Origin of the sequence: Rhodoligotrophos appendicifer, from assembly GCF_007474605.1 — a bacterium.
In the GTDB taxonomy this organism is placed as follows: domain Bacteria; phylum Pseudomonadota; class Alphaproteobacteria; order Rhizobiales; family Im1; genus Rhodoligotrophos; species Rhodoligotrophos appendicifer.
The window spans coordinates 36,997-63,718 of record NZ_VHKL01000009.1 but is presented as its reverse complement, the minus strand read 5'-3'; the positions used below and the strand labels follow the sequence as shown (position 1 = coordinate 63,718).

General features: G+C 63.4%; 21 protein-coding genes, 1 pseudogene and 1 other annotated feature. Of the genes and pseudogenes, 10 read left to right on the top strand and 12 right to left on the bottom strand.

Annotated elements, in window-relative coordinates:
• Positions 1 to 87: 87 nt before the first annotated feature.
• Positions 88 to 429 (top strand): ArsR/SmtB family transcription factor, encoded by a 342-nt coding sequence (locus tag FKM97_RS19385; RefSeq protein WP_144294090.1) that lies wholly within the window; start codon positions 88 to 90, stop codon positions 427 to 429.
• Positions 426 to 1,351, top strand: a pseudogene (locus FKM97_RS19380) (SRPBCC domain-containing protein). Before FKM97_RS19385 ends, FKM97_RS19380 begins: the two are co-directional and overlap by 4 nt.
• Positions 1,352 to 1,423: 72 nt before the next feature.
• Here the strand turns inward: FKM97_RS19380 and FKM97_RS19375 are convergent.
• Positions 1,424 to 2,314 carry a LysR family transcriptional regulator gene (locus FKM97_RS19375; protein ID WP_144294089.1) on the bottom strand — a complete coding sequence of 297 codons (891 nt, stop codon included), beginning with the start codon at positions 2,312 to 2,314 and terminating at the stop codon, positions 1,424 to 1,426.
• Between the two features lie 105 nt (positions 2,315 to 2,419).
• On the opposite strand from FKM97_RS19375, the gene FKM97_RS19370 reads away from it, so the two are divergent.
• Positions 2,420 to 3,136, top strand: coding sequence for an HAD-IA family hydrolase (locus FKM97_RS19370; RefSeq protein WP_144294088.1), 717 nt, complete (start codon positions 2,420 to 2,422; stop codon positions 3,134 to 3,136).
• A gap of 41 nt (positions 3,137 to 3,177) precedes the next feature.
• The gene (locus tag FKM97_RS19365; RefSeq protein WP_144294087.1) at positions 3,178 to 4,485 is read left to right on the top strand and encodes an NAD(P)/FAD-dependent oxidoreductase; all 1,308 of its coding nucleotides are present in this window, start codon (positions 3,178 to 3,180) and stop codon (positions 4,483 to 4,485) included.
• Positions 4,486 to 4,539: 54 nt separating this feature from the next.
• Here FKM97_RS19365 and FKM97_RS19360 read toward each other — a convergent pair whose 3' ends face one another.
• Entirely contained in the window at positions 4,540 to 6,129 is a 1,590-nt protein-coding gene (locus FKM97_RS19360) for a serine hydrolase (protein ID WP_246105169.1), read from the bottom strand.
• A gap of 228 nt (positions 6,130 to 6,357) precedes the next feature.
• On the opposite strand from FKM97_RS19360, the gene FKM97_RS19355 reads away from it, so the two are divergent.
• The 5 genes from FKM97_RS19355 to FKM97_RS19335 all read left to right on the top strand — a co-directional run bounded on the left by FKM97_RS19355 (position 6,358) and on the right by FKM97_RS19335 (position 11,489).
• On the top strand, positions 6,358 to 7,563 hold the full coding sequence (locus FKM97_RS19355; RefSeq protein WP_144294086.1) for an MFS transporter: 1,206 nt from the start codon (positions 6,358 to 6,360) through the stop codon (positions 7,561 to 7,563).
• A 146-nt stretch (positions 7,564 to 7,709) separates the two neighbouring features.
• Entirely contained in the window at positions 7,710 to 8,174 is a 465-nt protein-coding gene (locus FKM97_RS19350; protein ID WP_144294085.1) for a BA14K family protein, read from the top strand.
• Between the two features lie 276 nt (positions 8,175 to 8,450).
• Entirely contained in the window at positions 8,451 to 8,855 is a 405-nt protein-coding gene (locus tag FKM97_RS19345; RefSeq protein ID WP_144294084.1) for an OsmC family protein, read from the top strand.
• Positions 8,856 to 9,021: 166 nt separating this feature from the next.
• Positions 9,022 to 9,077: a sequence feature (sul1 is cis-regulatory element that is thought to sense ions involved in sulfur or methionine metabolism; They are found in Alphaproteobacteria), on the top strand.
• A gap of 68 nt (positions 9,078 to 9,145) precedes the next feature.
• Entirely contained in the window at positions 9,146 to 10,630 is a 1,485-nt protein-coding gene (locus FKM97_RS19340) for a SulP family inorganic anion transporter (RefSeq protein ID WP_144294083.1), read from the top strand.
• A 13-nt stretch (positions 10,631 to 10,643) separates the two neighbouring features.
• Positions 10,644 to 11,489, top strand: a complete 846-nt coding sequence (locus FKM97_RS19335; RefSeq protein WP_144294082.1) for a universal stress protein — start codon at positions 10,644 to 10,646, stop codon at positions 11,487 to 11,489.
• A 4-nt stretch (positions 11,490 to 11,493) separates the two neighbouring features.
• Here FKM97_RS19335 and FKM97_RS19330 read toward each other — a convergent pair whose 3' ends face one another.
• From FKM97_RS19330 to FKM97_RS19290, 9 genes are all read right to left on the bottom strand, one after another.
• Entirely contained in the window at positions 11,494 to 12,177 is a 684-nt protein-coding gene (locus FKM97_RS19330) for a response regulator (RefSeq protein WP_144294081.1), read from the bottom strand.
• Positions 12,174 to 14,864 carry a sensor histidine kinase gene (locus tag FKM97_RS19325; RefSeq protein WP_144294080.1) on the bottom strand — a complete coding sequence of 897 codons (2,691 nt, stop codon included), beginning with the start codon at positions 14,862 to 14,864 and terminating at the stop codon, positions 12,174 to 12,176. The genes FKM97_RS19330 and FKM97_RS19325 overlap by 4 nt, the downstream gene beginning before the upstream one ends.
• 2 nt (positions 14,865 to 14,866) lie before the next feature.
• Complete coding sequence (kdpC, locus tag FKM97_RS19320; RefSeq protein ID WP_144294079.1) at positions 14,867 to 15,454, bottom strand: potassium-transporting ATPase subunit KdpC; 588 nt, start codon at positions 15,452 to 15,454, stop codon at positions 14,867 to 14,869.
• Between the two features lie 9 nt (positions 15,455 to 15,463).
• Positions 15,464 to 17,500, bottom strand: coding sequence for a potassium-transporting ATPase subunit KdpB (gene kdpB / locus FKM97_RS19315; protein WP_144294326.1), 2,037 nt, complete (start codon positions 17,498 to 17,500; stop codon positions 15,464 to 15,466).
• A gap of 181 nt (positions 17,501 to 17,681) precedes the next feature.
• A complete protein-coding gene (kdpA, locus tag FKM97_RS19310) occupies positions 17,682 to 19,388 on the bottom strand; it encodes a potassium-transporting ATPase subunit KdpA (RefSeq protein WP_144294078.1) in 1,707 nt (568 codons plus the stop codon).
• Between the two features lie 21 nt (positions 19,389 to 19,409).
• A complete protein-coding gene (gene kdpF / locus FKM97_RS19305) occupies positions 19,410 to 19,499 on the bottom strand; it encodes a K(+)-transporting ATPase subunit F (protein ID WP_144294077.1) in 90 nt (29 codons plus the stop codon).
• 9 nt (positions 19,500 to 19,508) lie between these two features.
• A complete protein-coding gene (locus FKM97_RS19300; protein WP_144294076.1) occupies positions 19,509 to 19,805 on the bottom strand; it encodes a hypothetical protein in 297 nt (98 codons plus the stop codon).
• Between the two features lie 78 nt (positions 19,806 to 19,883).
• Positions 19,884 to 21,407 (bottom strand): DUF1254 domain-containing protein, encoded by a 1,524-nt coding sequence (locus FKM97_RS19295; RefSeq protein ID WP_144294075.1) that lies wholly within the window; start codon positions 21,405 to 21,407, stop codon positions 19,884 to 19,886.
• A 51-nt stretch (positions 21,408 to 21,458) separates the two neighbouring features.
• On the bottom strand, positions 21,459 to 22,892 hold the full coding sequence (locus FKM97_RS19290) for a DUF1254 domain-containing protein (RefSeq protein ID WP_144294074.1): 1,434 nt from the start codon (positions 22,890 to 22,892) through the stop codon (positions 21,459 to 21,461).
• Between the two features lie 213 nt (positions 22,893 to 23,105).
• Here FKM97_RS19290 and FKM97_RS19285 point away from each other — a divergent pair, with 213 nt between their 5' ends.
• A complete protein-coding gene (locus FKM97_RS19285) occupies positions 23,106 to 24,113 on the top strand; it encodes an AraC family transcriptional regulator (protein WP_144294073.1) in 1,008 nt (335 codons plus the stop codon).
• A 79-nt stretch (positions 24,114 to 24,192) separates the two neighbouring features.
• Here FKM97_RS19285 and FKM97_RS19280 read toward each other — a convergent pair whose 3' ends face one another.
• Positions 24,193 to 26,481 (bottom strand): FdhF/YdeP family oxidoreductase, encoded by a 2,289-nt coding sequence (locus tag FKM97_RS19280; protein ID WP_144294072.1) that lies wholly within the window; start codon positions 26,479 to 26,481, stop codon positions 24,193 to 24,195.
• Between the last annotated feature and the right edge of the window lie 241 nt (positions 26,482 to 26,722).

Sequence of the window (26,722 nt, the reverse complement as noted above, 5' to 3'; positions counted from 1 at the left end):
CAGAGCTCTCACAACTGAAACCAAACACTTAGCAAATCGACGAAGTTTTTTCTTGCGCCGCGCGGCCTTGTCGGAATAGTTAGCAATATGACTAAGCATGATCCTGATCTTTCCCTGTTGTTCCATGCGCTGGCGGACCCGACCCGACGCTCCATCCTCACACAGCTGGCCGAACGGCCCGCCCGGGTGACGGATTTGGCGGGCCCGACGGGACTGCGCCTGCCCACGGTCATGCGGCACCTTTCGGTGCTGGAGGAGGCAGGATTGATCGCGACGTCCAAGGACGGGCGGGTGCGCACCTGCGCCATCGTGCTCGAAGCCATGGAACCGGTCCGGACATGGATCGATGAACAGCGCACCATCTGGGAAGCGAGGCTCGATCGACTGGACGCATTTGTGATGGATGTGATGAAGGAACGCGGAAAATGACACTGAACCCGAGGCCGAGCAGCACGACCATTCCGGCGCCTCATGCTGGGAGAGGCCGCTTTGCGACGCTGACCTTCGAGCGCACCGTGGGCGCGCCATATCGGCGGTGTGGCAGGCCTGGACGGCGCCGGCCGCGCGCGCGATCTGGGCTGCCCCGTCGCCATCGGTCACCGTGGAATTCTTGGAAGCCGATACCAAGGTCGGCGGACGCGAGGTCTCGCTCTGCAAGGTGGAGGGTCAGCCCGACTTCCGCTGCGAAGTCGGCTGGCTCGCGGTGCAGCCCCCGATACGGACCGTGACCTACGAGGTGATCTCGTCCGAGGATGTGACGCAATCGGCGGCATTGATCACGGCGGACTTCGCCGACTTGGGCGAACGCAGCGGGCTGGTCGTGACGGTGCAGCTGTCCTCGCTGGCGGAAGACATGGAAGCCGGCTACCGGCAGGGCTTCGGTGCAGGAATGGACAATCTCGCTCGCGTGGCCGAGCGCACCATGGTGCTGCAGCGCGTGATCCGGGCGCCTCGGGAGGTGGTCTGGAACGCGTGGATGAACCCCGAGACCTTGCCGTTGTGGTGGGGACCGGAGGGGTTCTCCTGTCGCACGAAACGGATCGACCTGCGCCAGGGCGGCGAATGGGTCTTCGATATGATTGGGCCGGACGGCACGGTTTTCCCGAACCACCATCGCTATGGTGAGGTCAGGGCGGAAGAGGGATTTGGCTATACGCTTCACTGGGGCGACAACGGACCGAAACATGCCGATGCATGGGCGTCGTTCGAGGATCAGGACGGGCACACGAAGGTGACGCTCGGCATGGTCTTTGCCACGGCGGCCGAGTTCCAGCAGGCCAAGGGCTTCGGAGCAGTGGAGCTGGGACTGGAGACGCTGGGGAAGTTGGACCGCTTCATCGCATCGCGATGACACATCAGGGGGTGCGATGGTTCGCCTGCCGCCCCCTGAAACACTTCACCATCGGGCCGTTCCTTTCCACGTTCAACCGAAGCGCCCGAGGGGCCTTGCTGAGGGCGCAGCATCGGCCTCCTTCAGCTCTTCGACGACCGCGCGGCTGAGGGTGAGCTCCAGCTCGCCCGCAATAGCATTACGGCTGCGGAGGACGTGAATGACCTTAGGAAATTCCGGCAGATCTGCCTCCAATTCGATCAGGTCCGGCGTGATGTTCCGTCGGCTCAGCAGGGCCACGCCCAGCCCATTCCTCACACCCGACCTCACGCCGTCGACACTCGGGCATTCGAGCACGATGGTGAGCGACCGATCGCTGTCGGCGAGATGGCGCATGGCAGCCTGCTTGTAGAAGCAGTTGCTGTCGAAGGAGACGAAGGGAATCGTCTTGCTGATCGTCACCGGATGATCCGCCGATTGCACCCAGACCAGGTCCTCGCGCCAGAGTTCGACGTCCCCCGGCCGGATCTGATCAGCGAAGATCTGCATCACCGCGATGTCCACCTCCGCCGTCTCCAGCCAGCGCTGCAGCACGAGGCTCTGCCCGACACGGATCGCCAGGGACGCACGGGGGTTCGATCTTCGAAAGCGTCCCAGAACCGCAGCCAGTTTACTCGCCGCTGCGTCTTCAGTGGCGCCCAGGCGCATCTCGCCGCTGACCTCGGACAACCGGAACCGGTCGGTCGCCTCGTCATGGAGCGCGACCAGGCGCTCTGCGTAATGCAGCAGATGGAGTCCATCCACCGTCGCCTCGACACCTGTGGGACTTCTCACCAGGATGGGCCGGCCGATGCGATCTTCGAGGCGCGCAAGCTTGTGGCTCACCGCGGACTGCGTGAGGTTGAGCAGCCGGGCCGCTCGCGTCACCCCGCCCGTTTCGAGCACCGCCTTGAAGGTCCGCAGCGAATCGATATCCAGCCGCATGCTGTCTCCATGACAAAAATCGATCGATTTGATGATATCATGTCAGTTCCGTCATGACCACTTCTGCGCTACACCGGACGCCACATCCGGCGGAGGACGAGCGGCATGGCACTTAACGAATACACCATCCTCACATTTGACGTGGTCGGCACCCTGATCGATTTCGAGCAGGGCATCGTCGATTACATCCGCCCCCTGGCCCTCCAGGCGGGACACGAGATTGATGACGAAACGATTCTCCTGAGCTACGGCAAAGCGGAAGCCGTTCAGCACGAAGAGATGGCCGGCCAGCCTTTCACCCGGATGATGCCGCCCGTCTATCGTGCCATGGCGCAGGAACTTGGCTTGCCGGTGACACCGGATGCGATTGAGGGGTTCCGGCTCTCAATTCCCCATTGGCCGGCATTTCCCGACAGCATCGCAGCCCTGAAAAGGCTGCGCCGGAGCTTCCGCCTCGTCGCCATGACCAACTCCGACAACTGGGCGCTTAATCATTTCTCTCGCACCCTGGGAGAGCCCTTTGATGACACCGTCACCGCGGAGGACGTGGGCACCTGCAAGCCCGATCCGCAATTCTTCGCCTATGCGCGCGGCAGGCAGAGCACGCTCGGCTATCGTCTGGAGAACTACCTTCATGTGGCGCAAAGCCAGTATCACGACATCGGCGTAGCCAAGCATCTCGGCTATGACGTCTGCTGGATCGAGCGGCGCCAGGGCAAGAAGGGCTTCGGCGGCACGCCGGAACCGCGGGAGGTCACGCGGCCCGACTACCATTTCAAGGACCTCGCCGGCCTTGCGGCTGCCGTCGATGGCAACCGGTGAGCAACACGCCTAGCGCGGCAACGAACCGTGAGCGGCGCGTCATGAACCCCGACCTCCCGCCATGTCCCGATGTAAAGTCCCTGTGGCAGGATACGGCGGTCCGGCGTCCCCACAGCTCCGCCTTCCCCGCCGACCGGCATTTCGATCTTGCCATCATCGGCGGTGGCTTTACCGGCTTGTCCACCGCCCGCTATGCGGCGGAGAAGGGCTTGTCCACCGTCATCCTTGAGGCGAGTCGCCTCGGCTGGGGCGCAAGCGGCCGCAATGGTGGTGTCGTGTCGGGAAAGTTCCGGGCCTCCTTCCGGCGGATGGCATCGCGTTTCGGGGGGCACGTCGCCCGTCGCATGTATGATCTCGGGCACGAATCCGTCGATCATTTGGAGCAGCTCGTCCGCGAGCCAGGCATGGAGGCCTCCGGCTACAGAAACACCGGCGTGCTGCACTGTGCGCACAATTCGGGATCGCTCGAGTCGCTCAGGGACGAGGTCGAGTGGACGACGTCAGCATTTGGCGGATCGCGACCACGATTGCTCTCTCGCGGCGAAGTTGAACGAGAGACTGGCTCGGGCCATTTCGTCGGCGGACTGCTGGAGGAATATGGCGGCTCTCTGCATCCGCTCAAATTTCTGTTCGGTCAGGCCGAAGCCTTGCTCACCCGCGGCGTCTCGATCTGCGAGGAGAGCCCCGTCACGGCCATGCGGCGCGAGCCGGCCTCCACGATCCTCCAATGCCCGCAAGGCGTTGTGAGTGCCGGGCAGGTCGTCTTCGCCACCAATGCCTATTCGAGCCTCCTCCCGACGACCGCGGTCCTGGGTCGGACGCTGATCCCGTTCCGGTCGGCGATCATCGCGACGGAAAAATTACCCGCCGACATCGACGCCGCGCTCCTCGTCGAAAGCCGCAGCTACACCGAGACTCGCCGGATGATGAAGTGGTTTCGAAAGGCTGAGGGCCGGTTGATCTATGGCGGACGCGGCGCCTTCGGCCACGCGGATTCAGGCGCCGCTTTCGACGCCCTGGAAAAAGCCATGCGCCGGCAGTTTCCCATGCTCGCGGAGACCCCGGTTACTCATCGCTGGTCGGGCCTTGTAGCGTTGACATTGGACAGCGTTCCCCATGTTGGACGGATCGATGACCGCGTCACCTATGCCGTCGGATACAATGGCACGGGCGTGGCCATGTCGTCCTATATCGGCAGGCATCTTGCCGAGATCGTCACCGGTGGCGCACCAGATCTTGCCCTCATGTCGGCCGAAAGGCTCCGATCGATCCCCTGCTATCCGCTCGCTAAACCCGCCGTGAAGGCGGTGGCGGGCTGGTATCAGGTCCTCGACGCTTTAGGGCGCTGATAAACAACGCCGCGAAAGCGAGACTTGCTGAATGCAGGCCGATGGTCTTCCCACCTACCGGGCAAACGTTCCAAAGCCGTTTTCATTGAGATAGTCGATCGTGAAGGCGGCGTCTGCGCGACCGGCGCCGTCTCGGGTGAAGGTGAGTTCAGCGACGGATCCTGCCGTCTGGTTTTCACTGGCGGGCGAAAATGCAAAGCGGTCTCCTGACCAGTGGCGGAGCCGATAGCGAATTCCTGCTGGCCCGATGGCGAGCGTAAGCTGGCCATCCACCTCCTCGATCCTGGCCGGCCCGAAATAATCATTGTTATAGGGCCCGGTATAGTCTCCAGGCGCGCCTGCAGCTTGGGGATCCTTCGGCGGCTCTTTGCCCGACAACCCACCGGCTGGCGCATTCAGTGCCTTCATGAATGCGGCATAGGGTGGATACCAGTCCCGCGTGATCGTGCCGAACTGCACCAGATCGTTGAATTCGTTGCCCAGGGCCTCCGCCGCACCCGTGGGCGCCGCATTCGTCAGCACGACGATGCCGACCCCGGCCGAGGGGATGAGCGCATAAAAGGTGCCTGCCCCCATGGAGAATGCACCGGAATGGCTGATCACGATCCGGCCGGCTGGCGAAACACCCACATTCATCCCGTATCCGTAAAAGCCGGGACGCGTCTCTGCCGTGGGTGAGGGATCGGAAATCATCTCTGCGCGCATGGCCGGCAGCAGCGCATCCTTGGGGATGATCTGCCGCCCCTCGAAGCGTCCGTCCTGCAGGATCATGGTCATCCACCGAGCCACATCGTTCACCGAGCCGCTGACCCCGCCTGCCGGAGACTGCGCGTGGGGTTGGCGCAGCGTATTGGGCACGAAGCCGGCCTCGGTTTTGATATGGCCTTGGACCCGGTTTGGCCGTGACTCGAAATCGTCAAAACGCGAACTGGCCGAAATCATGCCCAGCGGCTTGTACAGCACCTCCGCGGCGAGATCTTCCCATGTCCTGCCGGACGCCACCGCGACGGCCTCGGCGGCAGCCGTGAGCCCGAAATTCGTATAGGCGTAAACATCCCGGAACCCCTCCAGCGGGAGAAGCTTGAGCCGCTCCAGCACCTGTCGCCGGCCATATCCCAGATCCTCCAGGTCGTCTCCCGCATGGTCCGGCAGGCCCGAGCGATGGGAGAACATATCAGCGATCGTGACATGTGTGCTTATCCACGGATCCTCCAGCTTGAACCACGGCAGATGCTCGACCAGCGGCGTGTTCCAACTGATCACCCCGGCCCCGACCTGCTGAGCAACCACGGTTGCCGCCAGAGATTTGGACAGTGACGCGAGCTGGAACACGGTGTCCGCATCAACCGGCTCCGGACTGCCCACGCGCCGGAGGCCGAACCCCTTCGCATAGGCCACCTTGCCGTCCTGGACCACCGCCACCGCCATTCCGGGCACCCCGGAGCGCTGCATCATTTCAGCCGCAAGCCGGTCGAGCTCTCCCACCGCCTTGTCGATCTGCCCTGCAGGGATCGATACCCCCGGCGTCGCCGAGGGCGAAGCCTCCGTCGCGGCCGAATGCCCTGAGAAAAGACAGGCGAGACCCAGGGCGACAAGCGCGCTAGCCGATCGTGTCGTGAACTGACGCAGAGTGAGCAAAGCCAAGATCGTGATCCTTTTGTAACGGGGTCTGCTTGGGCATCTATGGTCCGCGGGGAGATCCCCCCAGGCTCAAACGACGGGTATCCGCCGCGACTCACGATAGCGCATTGCGCCAGCCGATGCTCCTCGTGGATTGAAACGCGCACGCGCTACCCCTTTCGGGGAGGCACAGGCTGCGCTATGTGAGATGTCACCTCTTGCCGGATGGCGTCGACAACCCAAGCGATCCACATGACCTCCGTTTCCATAGCCGCCACGCGCGGGCGCCCGCTCATGTCCGTTCTGGCAGCGCTGAGTGTGGCACATCTGCTGAACGATCTCGTCCAATCGATGATCCCGGCGCTCTACCCGCTGATCAAGGCGAGCTACCAGCTCGACTTCGTCCAGATCGGCCTGATCACATTGGCGTTCCAGGTCACCTCGTCACTGCTGCAGCCCATCCTTGGACATCTGACCGATCGCCGCCCTTGGCCCTATGCTATGGTCGTGGGCATGGCGGCATCCTTGCTCGGGTTGCTCCTCCTCGCATTCGCCCACAGCTACGGCATGGTGCTGATAGCAGCGGCACTGGTCGGCGTCGGGTCGGCCGTGTTCCATCCCGAGGCGACGCGAATGGCCCGTCACGCCGCCGCTGGACGCCAGGGGCTGGCCCAGGGCGTCTTTCAGGTCGGCGGCCATGCGGGCTATGCGATCGGCCCTCTCCTGGCGGCCCTTATCGTGGTTCCGCGCGGCCAGCCGAGCCTGGCGTGGTTCTCCGGCGTCGTTTTGCTCGCCATGGTGCTGATGTTCTGGACGGCCTCGCGCTACGCGACCTTCCGGCGCCGGCAGGTGGCCGAGGCCAAGGACACGCATGCAACCACCCATGCCCACCGGCTGCCACGCCGCCGCATCGTCTTTGCCATGGGAATTTTGATGGTGCTGCTGCTGTCGAAGAATGCCTATACGGCGAGCTTCACATCCTATTACACCTTCTATCTCATCGAGCGCTTCGGCGTCACGGTGCAGCTCTCTCAGATCATGCTGTTCCTCTACCTCGTGGTCGGCGCCTTTGGCGTGATTGCCGGTGGCATGCTCGGCGACCGGATCGGCCGCGACCGCGTGATCTGGCTGTCGATTCTCGGCACCCTGCCCTTCGCGCTGATGCTTCCCTATGCTGACCTGTTCTGGACCGGAGTGCTCAGCGTGGTCGTCAGCCTGATCATTGCGAGTGCCTTTTCCTCGATTCTGATCTATGCCATCGACCTTGTGCCCCATCGCGTCGGACTGGTCGGCGGGCTGTTCTACGGCCTGTCCTTCGGCCTGGGTGGCATTTGCGCTGCCGCACTCGGCGCGCTCGCCGATCGGATCGGCATCGTCAATGTGTTTTGGCTCTGTGCCTGGTTGCCGGCCATCGGGCTCCTGACCGTCTTTCTGCCGCGCAACACGCACCGCGCCTGACCATTGATGATGCGCACCGGGCGATAAGGGCCCCGTCGAAGCAGCCCAATCCATGGCAATTCGGCATCGGCGAGAGTGCCGGTTCCGATCTGGAACGAGTCGCAGCTGTCCTTGTTGACGTACAGAAACCACTCTGGAGGATAGCGATGAAAATCAAACTCTCAATCGCCACGGCAGCGGTGTGTCTCGGCGTTTTTTCCCTGCAGGCAGCCCCGGTGAGCGCGGCATCGAGTGTGGGTGGACTGACCCAGTCAAGCGTCGCGACGACGGCTGAGGCAAACCCGGTGCAGCTGGTTGCGTCCCGAAAATACAATCGGAACGAACACGGGCAACGCTACCGCAGTCGCCACAAGGGTTACGACCATTATCATGACGGCTACTGGTATGCGACGCCCTGGTGGACGGCGGCAGCCGTCGGTGGAGCCATCGGCGGCGCCGTTCTGGGTGGCGTCGCGAACACCGTGCAGGGTGTAGGGAACGCCGTCACCGGAGGTGCTGCCGGCGGCAATCACGTCGCCTGGTGTCAGGAACGCTACCGGACTTACGATCCCTCGACCGACACTTATGTTGGCCGCGGCGGCGTCAAGCGCCAATGCGAAAGCCCCTACTGAGATAGGGGACCAACCCTGCAGGGAGGAATCCCTGCAGGGCTTCTGTGCCAGCATTGCTGCACGCGCCCACTGGAACTCCCAGGCAGGCCACACCCGATCCGCCGGCTTATCGCCTACCTTTAGGTCTCTTCAGATTTTCAGAATTGTGCGGTGGGACGAGGATGCCGTCCTGCGCTAAGCTGGCCCTCTCGACAAGGGTCGAGGTTGAGCGCCGTGGGTCGGCAACAACCGATCAGGGGCTGCGACATCCCATAAAGGTCTCCGAGAGAATCACTCATGAAGGCGACGGTTGAGCTCAGGAACATCGCTGGCACCCAGGCTGCGCTCGGCTGGGCTGGGTCTCATACGCTTGTGGTCGATCGGCCTGAAGGCCGCGCCGGCGGTATGGGACTGGGCTTCAACGGCGCGCAACTCCTCGCCCTCACCATAGGCGGCTGCTTCTGCAACGATCTCCGCTATGTGGCCGCCGAGATGAATGTGGAGCTCGGCCGAATAGAAATCGGCGTCACGGTCGAGCTGGAGGGTGATCCGCTGCTGGCAACGTCCGCCACGATGACGGTCTCATGCGAGACAATGGACGGATCGGACTCCCGACAGGTAATCGAGAAGGCAAAAGTGAGCTGCATGGCGACGAACTCCCTTCGACGCGGCTTCCCCATTAGCGTTCTCAGCCGCGACTAGCAGCAGAGCTGCATGGCGTGTACGGGGCCCCCTTGGCCGGAAGTGGACCAACTGGTCTGTGATCCTTGCCGGCGAACTGCGCCCGTTGAGGATGATGACGAACCGTTACGATCTCATAAATAAATGTTGCAGCGCAGCGCGACTTGCGGCTATTCCGAGTGAACCGCATGGACCCGGTGAGATCCCGGGTGGCTCTTCCGGCCGCCGACCCGCCGGACAACTGAACCGATTTCCCACTGTTTGATCCACGGCCCCCCGGCCGCGGCGGTTCCGTTATTTTCTGGACAGTCATGAAGTCTGTTTCTGCCTACCGCGATGAGTGGTTCGGCAACATCCGCGGCGACCTGCTCGCGGGGCTCGTCGTGGCACTCGCCCTCATCCCCGAAGCCATCGCCTTTTCCATTATCGCCGGGGTTGACCCAAAGGTCGGCCTCTACGCCTCCTTCTCGATCGCGGTCATCATCGCCTTCACCGGCGGCCGTCCCGGCATGATCTCCGCCGCGACCGCCGCGACCGCGGTGCTGATGGTCACGCTGGTCAAGGATCACGGTCTGCAGTACCTGCTGGCGACCACGATCCTTGCCGGCGTGCTGCAGATCGCAGCAGGACTGTTCAGGCTCGGCGACCTGATGCGCTTCGTCTCCCGCTCGGTCATCACCGGCTTCGTCAATGCGCTGGCAATCCTGATCTTCATGGCGCAATTGCCGGAACTGATTGGCGTGCCCTGGCTGACCTATGTGATGGTCGCTTGCGGCCTCGGCATCATCTACATCTTTCCGCGCCTGACGAAGGCGATCCCGTCGCCGTTGGTCTGCATCATCGTGCTGACGGCGATTGCGCTCTGGTTCGGCATGGACATCCGCACCGTTGGCGACATGGGCGAACTTCCGGCGACGCTGCCGGTCTTCCTCTTGCCGGACGTGCCGCTGACTTTCGAGACCTTCATGATCGTGCTGCCGTATTCGGCAGCGGTCGCGGTGGTCGGCCTGCTCGAATCATTGATGACCGCCTCGATCGTCGATGAACTCACCGACACCGGCAGCGACAAGAACCGCGAATGCGTCGGCCAGGGCACGGCGAATATCGTCACCGGCTTTCTCGGCGGCATGGCGGGTTGTGCCATGATCGGCCAATCGGTCATCAATGTGAAGTCGGGCGGCCGGGGAAGGCTGTCCTGCTTCGCGGCTGGCGTGTTCCTGCTGATCCTATGCGTCGGCCTCGGCGATTGGGTCTCGATCATCCCGATGGCAGCCCTCGTCGCGATCATGATCATGGTCTCGATCGGCACCTTCTCCTGGTCGTCCATCCGCAACCTGCGAGACCATCCCCGCCGTTCGTCGACCGTGATGGTGGCGACCGTCGTCGCCGTCGTCTTCACCCACAACCTCGCGATCGGGGTTCTTCTCGGGGTGCTGTTGTCCGGCCTCTTTTTCGCATCGAAGGTGGCGCAGATCTTCCGCGTGACGTCGATACAATCGCCGGACGGGCGGGAGCGCTCCTATGTCGTGGAAGGCCAGGTCTTCTTCGCCTCGGCGGACGACTTCCTCAAGGCGTTCGACTTCAAGGAGGCTGTCGAAAAGGTGCGCATCGACGTCAGCCGCTCCCACATCTGGGACCTGACGGGCGTTGGCGCGCTCGACACCGTCATCCTCAAGTTCCGGCGGGAGGGTGCCGAGGTCGAGGTCATCGGCATGAACGAGGCCAGCGCGACGCTCGTCGACAAGCTCGCCATCCACGATAAGCCGGGCGCGCTCGACAGCCTGACGAGCCACTGAGGGAGAAATGGCCATGTCAAAGATACTCGCCTTCATCGACGGGTCGATCTACGCCGAAAGCGTGTGCAGCCTCTCGGCATGGGCTGCATCCCGGCTGGCGATGCCGGTCGTGATCGCGCACGTGCTCGGCCGCCGCATGTCGGGTGCGTTCGATCTGAGCGGCAGCCTGGAAGTCGACGAGCGGACCGCGCTACTGGATGAATACGCCCGCCTCGACGAACAGCACGCCAAGTTGGCACAAGCCAAAGGCCGTGCCCTGCTGGAAACGGCCAAGGGTCTCGTCAGCGCTCAAGGTCTGCAGGCGGACACGCGCCTCCGCCATGGCGATCTGCTGGAGGCACTGTCCGACTTGGAGAAGGACGCTGCCATCGTCGTCATCGGCAAGCGCGGCGAGGCGGCCGACTTCGCCAAGCTCCATCTTGGTTCGAACCTCGAACGTGTCGTCCGGGCCTCGACCCGCCCCGTGCTGGTGGCCGCACGGAAATATCGGCAGATCGAGCGCTTCCTGATCGCCTTTGACGGCGGCAAGAGCGCCAACCGTGCTGTGGATTTCGTCGCTTCAAGCGGGCTGCTGAAAGGACTGAAGGCGACAGTGCTGTCGGTTGGCCCCGACACGGTCGACAACCGCTCCCGGCTCGAGGCTCCCATCCGTCGTCTCCACGAGGCGGGCTTTGAGGTCGAAGGGGTACTCCTGACTGGTGATCCCGACGATGTCATCGTCAGTCAGGTTGAAACGCAGGACATCGGTCTCCTGGTCATGGGCGCCTATGGCCATTCCCGCATTCGCAGTCTCGTCATCGGCTCGACGACCGAGGCCATGGTCCGCCGCTGCAAGGTGCCGGTCCTGATGTTCCGCTGACCGGTCAATCCAGAAAGCGATATCCGACTCCCGGCTCATTCAGAATGAAGCGCGGAGAGGTGGGGTCGTCGCCGAGCTTGGCGCGGAGGCGTCCGATGAACACGCGCAGATATTGCAGGTCGTGCTCGTGGGCGGGGCCCCAGACATCGCTCAGAAGCTGGCGATGGGTGACGATCCGGCCGGCGTTGCGTGCGAGCATGGCAAGCAGGTCGAACTCCTTGCGCGTGAGCTTGATCACGTGTCCGGCGAGGGCGACCTCGTGGCGGACCAGATCGATGCGGAGTTCGCCGTGGACGATTTCGGGGATGGTTGCGGCAGAGTTCCGGTTCGATCGCAGGAGAGCCCGCACGCGCGCCATCATCTCCGAGATGCCGAAGGGCTTCACGACGTAATCATTGGCGCCCGCGTCGAGGGCGGCGACCTTCTCATCCTCCGACTGGCGCACGGACAGGATCAGGATCGGTACCTGCGACCATTCGCGGATCCGGGCGATTACCTGCTTGCCGTCCATGTCTGGAAGGCCGAGATCGAGAACCACCAAATCCGGCTGGACCGTGGCCGCCTTTGCCACTCCGTCACGCCCCGTAGCGGCCTCTTCCAGGCTAAACCCCTGCGCCTCCAGCGCCACGCGCAGAAACTTCCGGATGCCGGGATCATCCTCGACCAGAAGGATACGGCCCGTGTTCATGCGGGTGTCTGCCGGCGGGGCGCGGTCTTCGGAAGCGTCATCACGATGCGGGTGCCATGGCCGTCGGCCTTCGCGACCTCAGCTCTGATGTCGCCGCCATGAGCATCGACGATTCCCTTGGCGATGGCCAGCCCCAGCCCCGTGCCGCCGGGCTGGCCGTCGCCAGCGCGCACTCGGAAGAACATGTCGAAGACGTGCGCCCGATCGGCTGCCGGGATGCCGGGGCCTTCGTCGGAGATGGACAGCACGAGATTGTCATCTGTCTCCGCCACGGCGACCTTCACCTCCGATCCAGGGGGGGCGTACTTCGCGGCATTATCGAGCATGTTGGTGACCACCTGTTCCAGAAGCACCGGGTCGCCCGGCACGTCGGGCAGCGATGCTGGAAGGTCGCGCACCACGCGATGCCCCGCAAGGTCCCGCTCCAGTCGTCGAAGCGCGCGCCCGACCACCTCGCTGAGGTCGACCGGTTCCCGCGACACCTTCAGGGCACCGTAGCCGAGCCTGGTCATGTCGAGAAGGTTCTGGACGTAACGATTGAGCCGCTCGCCTTCGTCGCGGATCGTCTCGGCCATCACCCTTCGCCCTGCTTCACCCAGCGCACGGTCGGCCTCAATCAGCGAGGTGGCCGCACCGATGATGGAGACGAGAGGGGTTCTCAGATCGTGACTGACGGAAGAGAGCAGCGCCGCGCGCAGGCTTTCGGTTTCCGCCAGCAGGCGCGACTGCTCCATATCGGCCGCCAACTTCGTCCGTTCGATGGCGACGGCCACCTGATCGACGAGCGAACCCAGCAGTCGGCGCTCGTCGGTCGTGATATAATGGCGCGTGCCGAACTGCACGCCAAGCAGACCATGCACCCTGCCGGCACTGTTCATCGGCAGGAACAGCCATGAGGCCGAGGGCAATGTCTGGGACGACCAGCCGGCGGGCTCGTGCTTGTCCCAGGCCCATTCCGCAGCACCCCGATCCCGCGCGTCGAGCTGGTCCTCCGGCGGCATGCCACCGACGATCGCGAGCTTGCCCGACGCATCCGGCATCAGGATCAGCGCGGAGCATTGCATGGTGGAGGCGACATGCGTGACGGCCGCCCAGACCACGTCGTCAAGTGAGGCCACGCTTGCCACCTTGCGGGCGAAGTCGAACAGGTTCGCAGTCCGTTTCGCGATCGCCCTCTGGCCTTGGGCCTGGTTGCGCAGACGGGCCGCCAGATTGCCCGTGACGATCGCGACCAGGAGGAACAGGAAAAGCGTCACCACCACGTTCTGATGGGCGACCTCGAACGTGTAATAGGGCTCGGTGAGGAAGAAATTGTAGCCGAGAAAGGCAAGCACGCTGGCATAGATGGACGGCCACAGGCCGAACCGGCTCGCCACGGCGAGCACGCCGACCAGAAAGAACAGCGACAGGCTCTCGACCGGGAAGATGCGGTTGACGAGCATGGCGGTCGCGCCGGTGACGACCACGGTCAGCGTTGCCCAGAGATAGGCCTTCGGGTCGCGCTCCATGGCCGGGCGCGGCGCCCGGATAACCGCCTTGCGGGCTTCGGTCGGATCAGGGGAGACGATGGTGACCTCGAAGTCCTCCGCCTTGCGGATGATCTCCTCGGCGACGGTCTCGCGGAAGAAACTGGCCGTGAAGAGGCGCGGCCGCGGCCGCCCGATCACGATCCGGGAGACGTTGCGGCTGCGTGCGAATACGAGGATCTCGTCGGCGACGTGGCTCTCGGCATTGATGGTCGCGATCTCGGCGCCGAGCGTCTCGGCCAGCCGCAATGTCTCGGCGATCGCATCCTTGGCCGCGTCGGGAAGATGCTCCGACTGGGCCGTCGTCACGCTCGCCGCGATCCAGTCCGTCCGCGACCGCTCGGCCATCCGCTTGGCGGCCCTCACCAGCGCCTTGGAGACGGGAGCCTCGTTGACGCAGACGAGGACGCGGTCCTGTGCAGGCCAGGGCCCCGGGATGGCGTGGCTCCTCATATGGGCGGCCATCTGTGCATCGACGCGGTCGGCGGCAACCCGCATGGCCAGTTCGCGCAGCGCCGTCAGGTTGCCCTTGGAAAAGAAGTTCTGGATCGCGCGGGCGATCTGGTCATGAATGTAGACCTTGCCCTGGCGCAGCCGCTCGATGAGTTCCTCCGGCGGAAGATCGACCAGCTCGATGTCCTCGGCGAGCTCCAGAACCTTGTCCGGGACCGTCTCGCGCACCTTCACCCGTGCGATCCGCGCGACGACGTCGTTCAGGCTTTCCAGATGTTGGATGTTCAGTGTTGAGTAGACGTCGATGCCGGCCGCCAGCAGTTCCTCGACGTCTTGCCAGCGCTTGGCGTGGCGGCTGCCCGGCACATTTGTGTGGGCAAGTTCATCGACGAGGGCAAGTTTCGGCCGCCGCGCGATGATGCCGTCGAGATCCATTTCGGCGAGCAGGCGCCCTCCATAGGGGATCTGCGCCCGTGGCAGGACCTCCAGGTCGACCGTGAGGCGCTCGGTTTCGGCACGGCCATGGGTCTCGACGACGCCGATCACCACGTCGACGCCGTCGGCCCTGCGGCGCTGGGCGGCTTCCAACATGGCGTAGGTCTTGCCGACGCCCGGGGCCGCCCCAAGGAAGATCTTCAGCCGCCCACGTCCCTCTTTCGCCGCTTCGGCGAGCAGGGCTTCGGGCACCGGGCGGCTTTCCTTCTCCATCGTCACTCGCCGGCCGGCGGCGCCGGGAAACGCTCGTCGAGAGCGAGGTTGAGCATGAGCACATTGACACGCGGTTCACCAAGCAGACCAAGCGTGCGGCCCTCTGTCCGTTCGGCGACCAGCGCCCGGATGGCTCCCGTGTCGATGCCTCTCGCGGCGGCGATGCGCGCCACCTGGAAGCTTGCAGCTTCTGGCGAAATGTCTGGGTCGAGGCCGCTGGCGGACGCGGTGACGAGGTCCACGGGCACCCGGCCCCCGCCGTTCTCGGCGCTGATCCGCTGCGAGTCGGCCGTCACGCGCTCGACGAGCACCTTCGACGTCGGACCGAGGTTGCTGCCCCCGGTCGAGGCGGCATCGTAGCCCTTGCTGCCGGCAGCCGACGGCCGGCTGTGGAAGTAGGCGTCTCCCGTGAAGGACTGGCCGATGAGCGAAGAGCCGATCACCTGGCCGCCGCGCTCGACCAGGCTGCCGCCGGCCTGTGATGGGAACAGCGCTTGCGCGGCTCCGGTCATCGCGAGGGGATAAGCGACCCCCGTAAGCGCCGTGAACAGCACGAGCATGGTCAGCGCGGGTCTAAGTTCGGAAATCATGGTTTCACCTCATACGATGCCGGCGGCGTTGACAATAAGGTCGATCGCCTTGATGCCGACGAATGGAACGATGAGGCCGCCGAGGCCATAGACGAGAAGGTTGCGCCGCAGCAGGGTCACCGCCGTGGCGGGCTGATACTTCACGCCGCGCAGCGCCAGCGGGATCAGCGCGATGATGATCAGCGCGTTGAAGATCACAGCCGACAGGATCGCGCTGCCGGGACTGCCGAGCCGCATGGCGTTGAGCGCGTCGAGCGCAGGATAGGCCGTCACGAACAGTGCCGGCAGGATGGCGAAATACTTCGCCACGTCGTTGGCGACCGAGAAGGTCGTCAGCGACCCGCGGCTGATCAGCAGCTGCTTTCCGACCAGGACGATCTCGATCAGCTTGGTTGGATCCGAATCGAGATCGATCAGGTTTCCGGCCTCCTTGGCGGCGGGCGTGCCCGTGTTCATCGCGACGCCGACATCGGCCTGCGCGAGCGCCGGTGCATCATTGGACCCGTCGCCGCACATGGCGACGAGCTTGCCTTCGGCCTGCTCCTTGCGGATCAGCTCCAGCTTCCGTTCCGGGGTCGCTTCGGCGAGGAAGTCGTCGACGCCCGCCTCGGCAGCGATGGCGGCCGCAGTCAGCGGGTTGTCGCCCGTGACCATGACGGTGCGCACCCCCATGCGGCGCAGTTCCGCGAAGCGCTCCCGGATGCCTGGCTTGACGATATCTTTCAGGTGGATCACGCCCAGCACCTGCTTGTTGCGGGCCACCAGCAGAGGCGTACCGCCGGTTTTCGCGATCGCCTCGACGAGCGCGCGCAGCTCCGCGGTGGCGACGGTCCCGCACCAGCCGAGGATTGCATCCGAGGCACCCTTGCGCAATGTCGTCCCATCCTTCAGGTCCGCGCCTGAGATCCGCGTGTTGGCGGAGAAGGGAATGGCGTCGGCGATTTGGTCAGTCCTGTCCATGGTCCGCTCGACATACTTTCTCGCAAAGTCGACGATCGAACGTCCTTCAGGGGTTTCGTCGGCGAGCGAGGCGAGAAGGGCGGCTTCGGCCATTTGCTTCTGACTGACGCCCGGAAGGGTCTCGAAAGCATCGGCCATGCGCGCGCCGAAGGTGATGGTGCCCGTCTTGTCGAGCAGCAGCACGTCGACGTCGCCCGCGGCTTCCACTGCGCGGCCGGACTTGGCGATGACGTTCGCCTTCACCAGGCGGTCCATGCCCGCAATGCCGATGGCCGACAGAAGCCCGCCAATTGTGGTGGGGATCAGCGTGACCAGCAGCGCGACCAGGAAGACGACCGGCACGACGGCGCCGGAATAGATCACGAAGGGCTGCAGCGTGACGACGACGATCAGGAAGATGATCGTCAGGCCTGCGAGCAGGATGTTCAGTGCGACCTCGTTCGGGGTCTTCTGGCGTTCGGCGCCCTCGACCATCGCGATCATGCGGTCGAGGAAGCTCTCGCCGGGCTTCGAGGTGATCTTGACCTTGATCCAGTCGGACACGACGCGCGTGCCGCCCGTGACCGCCGAGCGGTCGCCACCGGCTTCGCGGATCACCGAAGCCGATTCGCCCGTGATCGCGCTTTCGTCGACGGAGGCGATGCCTTCGACGATCTCGCCGTCCGCGGGCACGATGTCGTCGACCGTCACGAGCACCAGGTCGCCAGGCTTCAGCGCGCGGCTGGAGACGACCTCGTGGGTCTCTGCGTCGACCGAGGCGAGCTTGCGTGCCGGCGTCTCGGACTGGGTGGCGCGCAAGCTGTCGGCGCGGGCTTTGCCTCGGCCCTCCGCCATGGCCTCCGCGAAATTCGCGAAATAGACCGTGAACCAGAGCCAGGCGGCGATCTGGCCCGCGATGGCGAGGGTGTCGCCACCGACGAAGATGTCGCGGAGGAAGAGCAGGGTCGAGAGTGCCGCCACGACCTCGGTCACGAACATGACCGGGTTCTTCGCCATGACGCGCGGGTCGAGCTTGGCGAAGGCCACCCTGAACGCTGGACCGGTGACGCGCCAGTCGAAGAGGGAAATATCGGGTTTCTTGCGCATGATGGTGTCCTTTAGCTTCGATCCGACGTCAGAGGCCACGAGCAGGCCTTCCATGGCCGCAGTCAGGACCGGCAGGCCAATCAGAGAAAGCAGGATGGTGGTCGAGGCGCGCAGCCGCTGTGGCTTCGCCTCGAAGGGCCGGCGGGGAGATTTTCGTGTCCGGGCCCATAGGTATTCGCACTCAGTAAGTCTTGCCGGCAATCATCGAGACATGCTCCGCGATCGGACCCAGCGCCAACGCCGGAAAGAAGGTCAGTCCGCCGAGGATCAGGATCACGGCGATGAGCAGAGTGACGAAAAGCGGCCCCTGCGTCGGGAAGGTGCCGCTGGACGCCGGCGCCGACTTCTTGGTCGCCAGTGAGCCTGCGACTGCCAGCATCGGCACGATGTAGACGAAGCGGCCGAGCAGCATCGCGATGCCCTGCATGGTGTTGTGGTAGGGCGTATTCGCGCCGAAGCCTGCGAATGCCGAGCCGTTGTTTCCTGTCGCGGAGGAATAGGCGTAGAGGATCTCCGACAGGCCGTGCGGTCCCGCGTCCTGAAGCGACGACAGCGAGATCGGCAACACGGCCGCGAGGGCGCCAAGGCCGAGTACGCCGACGGGCATGACCAGGAAGGCGATGACGGACAGCTTCACCTCGCGCGCCTCGATCTTCTTGCCGAGATATTCCGGTGTACGGCCGACCATCAGTCCGGCGAGGAAGACCGTCAGCACCACGAAGGACAGCATGCCGTAGAAGCCGGATCCGACGCCGCCGAACACCACCTCGCCGACCTGCATCAGGAGCATTGGGGCCAGCGCGCCGAGCGGCATGAAGCTGTCATGCATGGAGTTCACCGAGCCGTTGGATGCCGCCGTCGTCGCGGTCGCCCACAGCGCCGAATTGCCGACGCCGAAGCGAACCTCCTTGCCCTCCATGTTGCCGGCAGCCTGCTCGACGGGAAGCTGCGCGAAAGCCGGGTTGCCGGAGACCTCCGAGCCGTAGGTCAAAGCGAGTGCGCCGAGGAACAGGATGCCCATGGCGGCGAAGATCGCCACGCCCTGGCGCATATCCTTCACCATCTTGCCGAACATGAAGCAGAAGGCCGCCGGTATGAGGAGCAGCGAGATCATCTCGATCAGGTTCGAAAGCGGCGTCGGATTTTCGTAGGGCACGGCCGAGTTGGCGTTGAAGAAGCCGCCGCCATTGGTGCCAAGCTGCTTGATGGCGATCTGCGAAGCCGCCGGCCCTTGCGCGATGGTCTGCTGCGCACCTTCAACAGTTGTCGCGGTGACATAGGCCATCAGGTTCTGCGGCACGCCCTGCCAGACGAGAAAGAGCGTCAACAGGATGGACAGAGGCAAGAGCACGTAGAGGACAGAGCGCGTGAGATCGACCCAGAAGTTTCCGAGAGTCTTCTGCTCGCGGGCGAAGAAGCCGCGAATGATGGCGACGCAGACCGCCATTCCGACGCCGGCCGAGACGAAGTTCTGGACCGTCAGGCCGACCATCTGGCTGAAATACGACAGGGTCGTCTCTCCGCCATAGGCTTGCCAGTTGGTGTTGGTCATGAACGACACGGCCGTGTTGAATGCCAGGTCCGGCGAGAGCGGCCCGAGAGCTTGCGGATTGAGCGGCAGCAGATGTTGGAGGCGCAGGATTGAATAGAGCAGCACCCAGGACCCGAGGCTGAAGGCAAGCACGCAGAGCGCATATCGCGTCCAGTGCTGGCTTTGGTTCGGCCGGACTCCCGCCAGAGCGAAGACGCCGCGCTCGACGGGCTCTAGGACTGGAGAGAGCCATGTCCTGCCGCCCTCATAGACGCGGGCGAGATAGAGGCCGAGCGGCCAGCCGAGCGCGGTGACGAGGGCCGCATAGACGATGAACTGGAGAATATCGGGTGCCATCGGGCTTATCCTTGCGCGCGGTCAGAACCGTTCCGGCCGAACCAGCGCGTAACAGAGATAGACGAGGAGGAGAGCGGCTACTGCGCCGCCGATGAGCAGATCGAAAGTCATGGCGTGACCTCAGAGCCGTTCGAGCAGACGGACGCATGCCGCTGCGCCAAGGAAGAAGCCTGCAGCCAATGCGATGAAGAGGATGTCGAGCATGGGACGCTCCATGGTTTCAGGAGCGTCATATCTGTTGCGCGAACGCATCAACGCGCAATGTTCAATCGGCGACCTAGGCGTAAACGGGGCATAAACATACCCGAACTCCACGCCCTGAATGCGCTGGAACTCGCCTCGAGACTCCAGATCCGCTTCTGTGAGACCGACAGACAGCTGGCCAGCGACAACGATGGCTGCCCAGCGAGCAGCCATCGTTCCGCGCAATCAGTTCAGCCTGCTCCGGAGCGGGAGCCCCGAACATGAGGGAAAGCGGGGTGAGGTCAGCGTTCCCTATCTGACGAGTTCGATCTCGCCCGGCCGCCAGGTCTTGTTGAACCATGGCTCCAGCGGACCGTAGAGGCGAAGGATCATGAACCATCCCTTCTTGGGGATCGTCTGCACCCAGTTGTGCTCCATTCCCGCCGGGGCCTCGGGTCCGAAATAGACATCCGTCGAACCATCCGCATTGACCTTGACGGCCTTGCTTTGGCTGCTGACGCTCGGAGCTTTCTGGTCGGTTTGCAGCATGGAACGGGTCTGGTTGTCATAGACGATCACCGACCAGAAATCTTTCACCGGGATGTTGGGCGGCAGGCGGAGCTTGTAGGTCTTGCCGCCATCGAAGGGATCGCCCTTCGCATCCTGAACCGACCAGGGATATTGCGAGCCCTGGCCCACCATCTTCTCCTCCATGGCCGGCGTCACGGCGACGGCAAAATAGTAAAAGAAGACGGCACCATCCAGGTTGCTGACCCCGGGTGCCGACTCGAACTTGTAGCCCCCCAAGAAGGGCAGACGCCATGCGCTGTCCGGATAGAAATAGGCATCCTTCGAGCGGATCTTGAAGGCGATCGTTCGCGCCGTCACGGCGCCGATATTGGCGGCATCCGTGAGGATCGCCTTCATCCGCTCATCGGGAGTGAAGGGCTGGCCCTTGACGATGCCGATCGAGGCAAACAGGCCCAGTGTGGTGGGATCGGAACCCTCCGCCGGCTCTTCCTGGATGACCTGGTTCAGCAGAGTCCAGAACGAATAGTCGCCCGGCGCGACGAAGTTCGATGGAATTCCGGAGGCATCGACGAATTTCATCGGCGGCGGGTTGGCGGCCTCGGCCAGAGGATAGATCCGCAGGGTCTTCTTGACCGACTCGACTCCGGGTTTGGGAGAGCCGTCGACGAGGAAAGCGCGAAAGACGAAGTAGCTGCCGAAGGTGCTCGGCCGCAAGACGTGATACCCGGCGGGGATGTCGCCCGTGAAGCCCGGCGGCAACAGAAGGTACTTGCCGCCCGCGCCCTTGTCGGCCCCGGTGATGCCGATGTCGCCCACCCATTTGTACCAGAAGTCATCGACCGTCCCGAGCACCTTGGGCGGAACCTCGGCGACCACCGGGCCCTTGCTCGTGTCGACCCAAATGAAGTTATAGATCGTATTGTCGTTGCCGGTCAGCGCGACGGTCTTGGAATCCATCAGGCTTTCCCAGATCACATTCGTCTGGTTATCCGGCCCGAACTTGCGCAGTGACTCGCGCATGCCGGCCTGATTGACGATCGGGATCGCCAGCAGATACGCCTGCAATGCGCGGGACCGGTCCAGATTGTCATAGATTTTGTCGACGGTATCGGCCGACGGATAGCCATAATTGAGATTGAGCGTCCCGATCGACGACGGGATCTCGTCGGGGACGGCGACGCCCGGCGCGACAGGCGTCGTCATGGTGTAGGTCTGCGCGGAGGCAGCCATATCGGCGGAAGCGGCGGTGAGGCCGACCAGCATCGCCGCGACGGTGCCGAAAATAAGTCTCGCCATACCAGTCATCGCTTTCTCCTCATCGACATCCGCCGCCACGCCTCAGCAAGTTTGCAATCCTTATTGCGCCACAGTGATACCGGGCGGCTGCCATGCTCCCGTGCCGATCGGCAGAATCGAGGGTGCTTCGGTTTTCGGCCAGTAGAGCCGCATGACCATGTAGATCGGGCCGTCCGGAGCCGGCAGCCAGTTCGCTTCCTTGTCCGCACCCGGAGATGTGTGCTGGATGTACAGCGTCAGCGACCCGTCGGCGTTCTTCTTCATGGTCGGCAGCATCGGCGAGTTGATCAGATAGCGATTGATCGGATTTTTGATCAGCAGCTGCGTCTTGCCGTCATACATCGTCACCGACCAGAAGGCGTTGACCGGCGGCAATTGGTCGGCCGGGAAGGTCAGCGTGTAATTGTGCTGGGCGCCGTCGAGGGTCTTGCCGGCATCATCGACCCGCGTGATCGGATAGACCGCCTCGACTGAATCGTTGCCGTAGATGCCCGCCTTGGCGCCGGCGGCGCGTTTCAGCCAGTCGCCATTGTAGAATGCGGCATTGCCAAAGAAGGAATTGACCTGCCATCCGTTGAGCGATACGCCGCCCTTCGCGACGGCCTCGTCGATTTTTCGCTCGCCTTGCTTCATTCCGACGAGAATTTCCGCCTTGTGCTCAAGGGGCAGGTCCTTGAAGTTGAAAGTCTTTCCAGGCCCGACACCGATGCGCGCAAGCTTCGCGCGGATATCCCGCTCGCTGTCGAGCGCCGGCGCGAACTGCAAGCAGAAATCGAGATAGTCGAAGAAATTCGTCTTCGCGAGTTCCTTGTCGATCTTCGGGAAATTAGCAGGCGGCGAGGCGGGCGGCGCCGGCTGCTTCAGATAGGCGGAAAGCGGCTGGGCCTCATAACCGGCCTGCACCTTCATCACGTTGTCGATGTCGCCCGGATCGAAAAGTTGGGTGCGGTAGAGCACGAACGAAAACTGCGTGGTCGACCGGAACACGTTGCTGACCCCGGCGGGGGTTGCCCCCGTCCAGTCCGGTCCGGCGACCATGTAGTCGCCAGCCTCGCTCCCCGTGGCGCGACTGCCGATATATCCGTAATTGAACGCGTTGCCGTCGATGAGCTGGACAGCATAGTAGCGCTTCGGGTCCACCGCCGGGACCGAGAGCACCATCGGCTCCGCCCTGAGGTCCACCCACAAGATCGAATAGGGCGTGTCGCTGTTCGGCGTGACGACGGCCGTATCTTCATAGGTCGCGACGTGGGATAAGTTCTTGATCTGATTGAACGGCGCCTTGAACTGACCCGAGCTCTTGTCAATGGCGAATTCGTACATGATGCCGTAGTTCATCACGATCGGCAGACCGTAGATGAAGCCCTCCTCGGCGATGTCCTTGGCCTCGATGATGTCTGGATAGCCCTTCGCCATGAGACTGCTTGGCTTCGCAAGTGCAAGACCAGCGGCGAATGCCGCAGCCGAGCGAAGCAGGTCGCGTTTCGTAAGCATCTGAACACTTCCTTCCGGGTCGCTGCTTGCGTTCTGGCGCGCAAAGGCAGCAGAGGGGGCTGCGCGACCTCCGATGATTGACAACACAAGCGGCCAATTCAGACCGATCGTATGTCTTCCTGCGCAGTCGATCGCGACACCATTGAACTGCACGGCGTTGTGTCACCACTCATTTTGCGCCAAGTCTAACAAATTGCTTCGAGGGTAACGAGAATGCTCACGACGCCGGTCATTTCGAATCTGACAGTGAGTGGTCTCCCTCAGCTCATTCGCCGCGAGTTGGGTGAGCGCACGCTGGCGCAGGCTGTGCGAGCCGCCGGCGTTGATCTCGAGACGATTGAAGGCGAAAGCTGCTTCATTCCCCACGCGGCGGCGCTGAGGTTCATCGAAACGGCTGCCCATGCGGCCGGCGAAGTGAATTTCGGCTTGCTGATGGCTCCACAGATGGACGTCGCCAATTACGGGACCTATGGGCGGTATATTTATGCGGCCGAAACCCTCGGCTTGGCGATCGGCCGGGCGATCGAAGCGCTCGCCTACCATTCCAACGCCGACACGATGGCCCTCGACATCCGCGGCGACGAGGCCCGCTTCAGCTATGGCTTCGCGCTCGCGGGCCGTACCGGCTATCATCACGTCGCAAACGTCGCGGCGGGTGCGCTGTTAAGCGTCTGCCGCCACTTCCTGTCGGCCAACTGGCGCCCGCTGAGGATCGAGCTCGATATCCCTAGGCCGCGCCAGACCGCGCCCTTCGAGGATATGTTTCGCTGTCCCGTGGTCTTCAACGCACCAATGATGACCGTCGTATTCGACCGGAACTGGCTCGATGCGCGACGCTCGACGCCAGCCGCGGGACCGATCATCAGCATAGCCGACGTCGCGCGCGATCGGCGCGGCGCCGCCCCGCGCGACACGCTCGGCGTCATCTCGGAGCACATCCGCCTTCAGCTCCGGGGCGGCTCGATGTCCATCGACAGCACCGCCCGCGCGATGGACACCAGCATTCGTACCCTGCAGCGGGAGTTGAATCGCGAGGGAACGGACTTCCGCACCCTGGCGAATGCTGCCCGCGCAGGGCGCGCTCATGAGCTGCTCCAGCACACGGATGCCTCGATAACCCGTATCGCCGCGGAGCTTGGTTACTCCACTCCGGCCAACTTCAGCCGCGCCTTTCGCAATGCCACAGGCATGAACCCCAGCGCGCTGCGGGCGAGTGATTGATGCTGCCGAGTGCACGGGCCAGTTCGAGCTGCACGCGGTCACCAGGGGAACTGCGAAGCCTTCGTCTCGACCGTGGTGCTCAAGACGCCAAGATGCGCACCGGTACTCCTTTTGATGCGGGCGTCTTGGACGCCTGATCATGGTACCAGAGGGGGACCAACGGGTTCATCTCCGGATAATAGGCACCCACACATCTGTCCGGCAGCGAGAAGGGGGTGACGGTCAGACCGCCGACCTCGCGGTGAACGTCATCCTCGGCATCGCTGACGAGAGAGACCACTTGGCCAGGTTCAAGCCCGGCGCGTGCCATTTCGGCTGGATTGATCAGCAGCACGTCCCGCGTCCCCTCGATTCCCCGCAGGCGGTCGCTATAGCCGTAGATCGTGGTGTTGAATTGGTCATTGCTCCGCATGGTGATCAGCCGGTAGCGTCCGGGTGCATCCCCGACACCGATCGCGGAGAGCATGGCCGGCGTGGTGAACTGCGCCTTGCCGCTCTCGGTCTTCCATTGCCGTTCTCGGGCGCTGTTGCCGCGATAGAACCCTCCCGGCGTGAACAGGCGCCCATTGAAGTCGCGGAACATGTCGGGATAGGTCTGCTCGATGAGATTGCGGATCGTGCCGTAATCCTCGACCCAAGCGTCCCATGTCACCTTGGGGTTCGGTGCCAGCGTCGCCTTCGCCAATCCGGCCACGATGGCCACTTCCGAGAGCAGCTGATCGCTGGCGGGCTTTGCCTTGCCGAGGGAGCCGTGAATGCAGCTCAGGCTGTCTTCCATGGTGACCGTCTGCGGACCGCTCGCCTGAACGTCTTCTTCAGACCGTCCGAGGCAGGGCAACAGATAGGCGACCTCGCCATTGACCAAGTGGCTGCGATTGAGTTTGGTGGCGATCTGCACCGTCAGGCGCATGCTGGTCCACGCAGCTTCCATGGCCTCGCGGTCCGGGATGGCGCGGATGAAATTTCCCCCCAACCCAATGAACGCTTCGACCTCGCCCCGGCGCAAGGCTTCGCAGGCCTCGACGGTATTCATGCCTTTCTCGCGTGGGGGCTCGAAGCTGAAAAGCGTCGCGAGCTTATCCAGCGGAACCAGCTCGGGCTTCTCACTGATGCCCACGGTCCGCTGGCCCTGAACATTGGAATGGCCGCGCACCGGCGAGATTCCGGCGCCTTCTCGTCCGATGTTTCCCTTCATCAGCAGAAGATTGATGAAGGTCGCCACGTTTTCGAACCCGTGGAAGTGCTGCGTAAGGCCCATGCCGTAGATGCCGATGACGTTCTTAGCCTCGATGTAGACCTGGGCCGCCTCGGCGAGGGCCTCGCGGCTGAGGCCGGAGGCCGCCTCGATGTCCTCCCAGGATGTTTGCTTCAGCTTCTGTGCAAAGACCTCGAAGCCCACCGTATGGGTCTCGATGAAGTCGACGTCGAGCACGTGCCGATTATGGTCGCGCCAGCTTGTCTCCTCCGCGGCAAGGACCTGCTTGCACAAGCCCATCAACGCAGCGATGTCACCTCCGGCTTTGACCTGATGGTACTGGCAGGAGATCACGGTCTCCTTGCCAGTCAGCATCTCCGACATGTCTTGAGGATTGACGAAGACCTCGAGACCCTTTTCGCGGACCGGATTGAAGGTCACGATCTTGACGCCGCGGCGCACGCAGGCCTGGAGATCATGAAGAAACCGAGGGCTGTTTGATCCCGTGTTCTGGCCGAAGAAGAAGATCGCGTCGCATGTCTTGAAATCGCTCAGCACGACCGTCCCCACGGGAGCACCGATGACCTTCTTCAAGCCCACCGAGGTCGTCTCGTGGCACATGTTGGAGCTGTCGGGCAAATTGTTGTGGCCGTACAGACGAGCAAACAGGGCATAGAGATAGGAGGTTTCCAGGCTGGCGCGCCCCGACGCATAGAAGACGGTCTTTTGAGGGTCCAGCGACTGGAGCTCCCTGCCGATCTCGGCGAACGCCTCCTCCCAGCTGCACGGGACATATGTGTCGCTGCGCCGATCGTAGCGCATCGGGTGAGTGAGCCGGCCCTGTTGTTCGAGATCGTAGTCTTTCCAGCCTCTGAGCTCCGTCACGGTGTGCTCTGCGAAGAAGTCCGGCGTGCAGCGCCGTGTCGTCTGTTCCCACAGCGTGGCTTTTGCCCCATTCTCGCAGAATTCGAAGGGATGATGATCGGCAGGCTTGGTCCAGGCGCAGGACACGCACATGAAGCCGCCGGGCTTATTCTGACGCATGAGGGTCTTGCCAACCGACGGCCGGTCGAGTTCAGCGGCGAAGATGCGACTGATGCCACGAACTGAGCCCCATCCTCCTGCCGGAGAGTCGGAATGGACGACCTCTGCGTCGATCTGCTTTTTCGTCATGGGGCTTGCCTTCTCGAGCACGTTGCGGCTGTTCAGCTCCCGTCAGCACTGTGCTGGGGCTGGACGTCGAGTCCTGCAAAACGCGAAAAGAGAGCCATCGTTCCGGCTTGGAACGCAGGAGAAGACGAACCAAAGAGGTGAGGGCACCGACACGGAGGCCTGGCCTCCGATCCTTGTCGGCACCTATAAGGTCGTGCTGTGCCCGTGCCTCCGCCGGATTGGCGGGATGGGGGATCGGCAA

Excerpts from the sequence above, each read along its gene's own strand:
- FKM97_RS19385 (WP_144294090.1), top strand. The coding sequence starts at position 88 with ATGACTAAGCATGATCCTGATCTTTCCCTGTTGTTCCATGCGCTGGCG.
- FKM97_RS19375 (WP_144294089.1), bottom strand. The coding sequence starts at position 2,314 with ATGCGGCTGGATATCGATTCGCTGCGGACCTTCAAGGCGGTGCTCGAA.
- FKM97_RS19370 (WP_144294088.1), top strand. The coding sequence starts at position 2,420 with ATGGCACTTAACGAATACACCATCCTCACATTTGACGTGGTCGGCACC.
- FKM97_RS19365 (WP_144294087.1), top strand. The coding sequence starts at position 3,178 with ATGAACCCCGACCTCCCGCCATGTCCCGATGTAAAGTCCCTGTGGCAG.
- FKM97_RS19355 (WP_144294086.1), top strand. The coding sequence starts at position 6,358 with ATGACCTCCGTTTCCATAGCCGCCACGCGCGGGCGCCCGCTCATGTCC.
- FKM97_RS19350 (WP_144294085.1), top strand. The coding sequence starts at position 7,710 with ATGAAAATCAAACTCTCAATCGCCACGGCAGCGGTGTGTCTCGGCGTT.
- FKM97_RS19345 (WP_144294084.1), top strand. The coding sequence starts at position 8,451 with ATGAAGGCGACGGTTGAGCTCAGGAACATCGCTGGCACCCAGGCTGCG.
- FKM97_RS19340 (WP_144294083.1), top strand. The coding sequence starts at position 9,146 with ATGAAGTCTGTTTCTGCCTACCGCGATGAGTGGTTCGGCAACATCCGC.
- FKM97_RS19335 (WP_144294082.1), top strand. The coding sequence starts at position 10,644 with ATGTCAAAGATACTCGCCTTCATCGACGGGTCGATCTACGCCGAAAGC.
- FKM97_RS19330 (WP_144294081.1), bottom strand. The coding sequence starts at position 12,177 with ATGAACACGGGCCGTATCCTTCTGGTCGAGGATGATCCCGGCATCCGG.
- FKM97_RS19325 (WP_144294080.1), bottom strand. The coding sequence starts at position 14,864 with ATGGAGAAGGAAAGCCGCCCGGTGCCCGAAGCCCTGCTCGCCGAAGCG.
- kdpC (WP_144294079.1), bottom strand. The coding sequence starts at position 15,454 with ATGATTTCCGAACTTAGACCCGCGCTGACCATGCTCGTGCTGTTCACG.
- kdpB (WP_144294326.1), bottom strand. The coding sequence starts at position 17,500 with ATGCGCAAGAAACCCGATATTTCCCTCTTCGACTGGCGCGTCACCGGT.
- kdpA (WP_144294078.1), bottom strand. The coding sequence starts at position 19,388 with ATGGCACCCGATATTCTCCAGTTCATCGTCTATGCGGCCCTCGTCACC.
- kdpF (WP_144294077.1), bottom strand. The coding sequence starts at position 19,499 with ATGACTTTCGATCTGCTCATCGGCGGCGCAGTAGCCGCTCTCCTCCTC.
- FKM97_RS19300 (WP_144294076.1), bottom strand. The coding sequence starts at position 19,805 with ATGGCTGCTCGCTGGGCAGCCATCGTTGTCGCTGGCCAGCTGTCTGTC.
- FKM97_RS19295 (WP_144294075.1), bottom strand. The coding sequence starts at position 21,407 with ATGACTGGTATGGCGAGACTTATTTTCGGCACCGTCGCGGCGATGCTG.
- FKM97_RS19290 (WP_144294074.1), bottom strand. The coding sequence starts at position 22,892 with ATGCTTACGAAACGCGACCTGCTTCGCTCGGCTGCGGCATTCGCCGCT.
- FKM97_RS19285 (WP_144294073.1), top strand. The coding sequence starts at position 23,106 with ATGCTCACGACGCCGGTCATTTCGAATCTGACAGTGAGTGGTCTCCCT.
- FKM97_RS19280 (WP_144294072.1), bottom strand. The coding sequence starts at position 26,481 with ATGACGAAAAAGCAGATCGACGCAGAGGTCGTCCATTCCGACTCTCCG.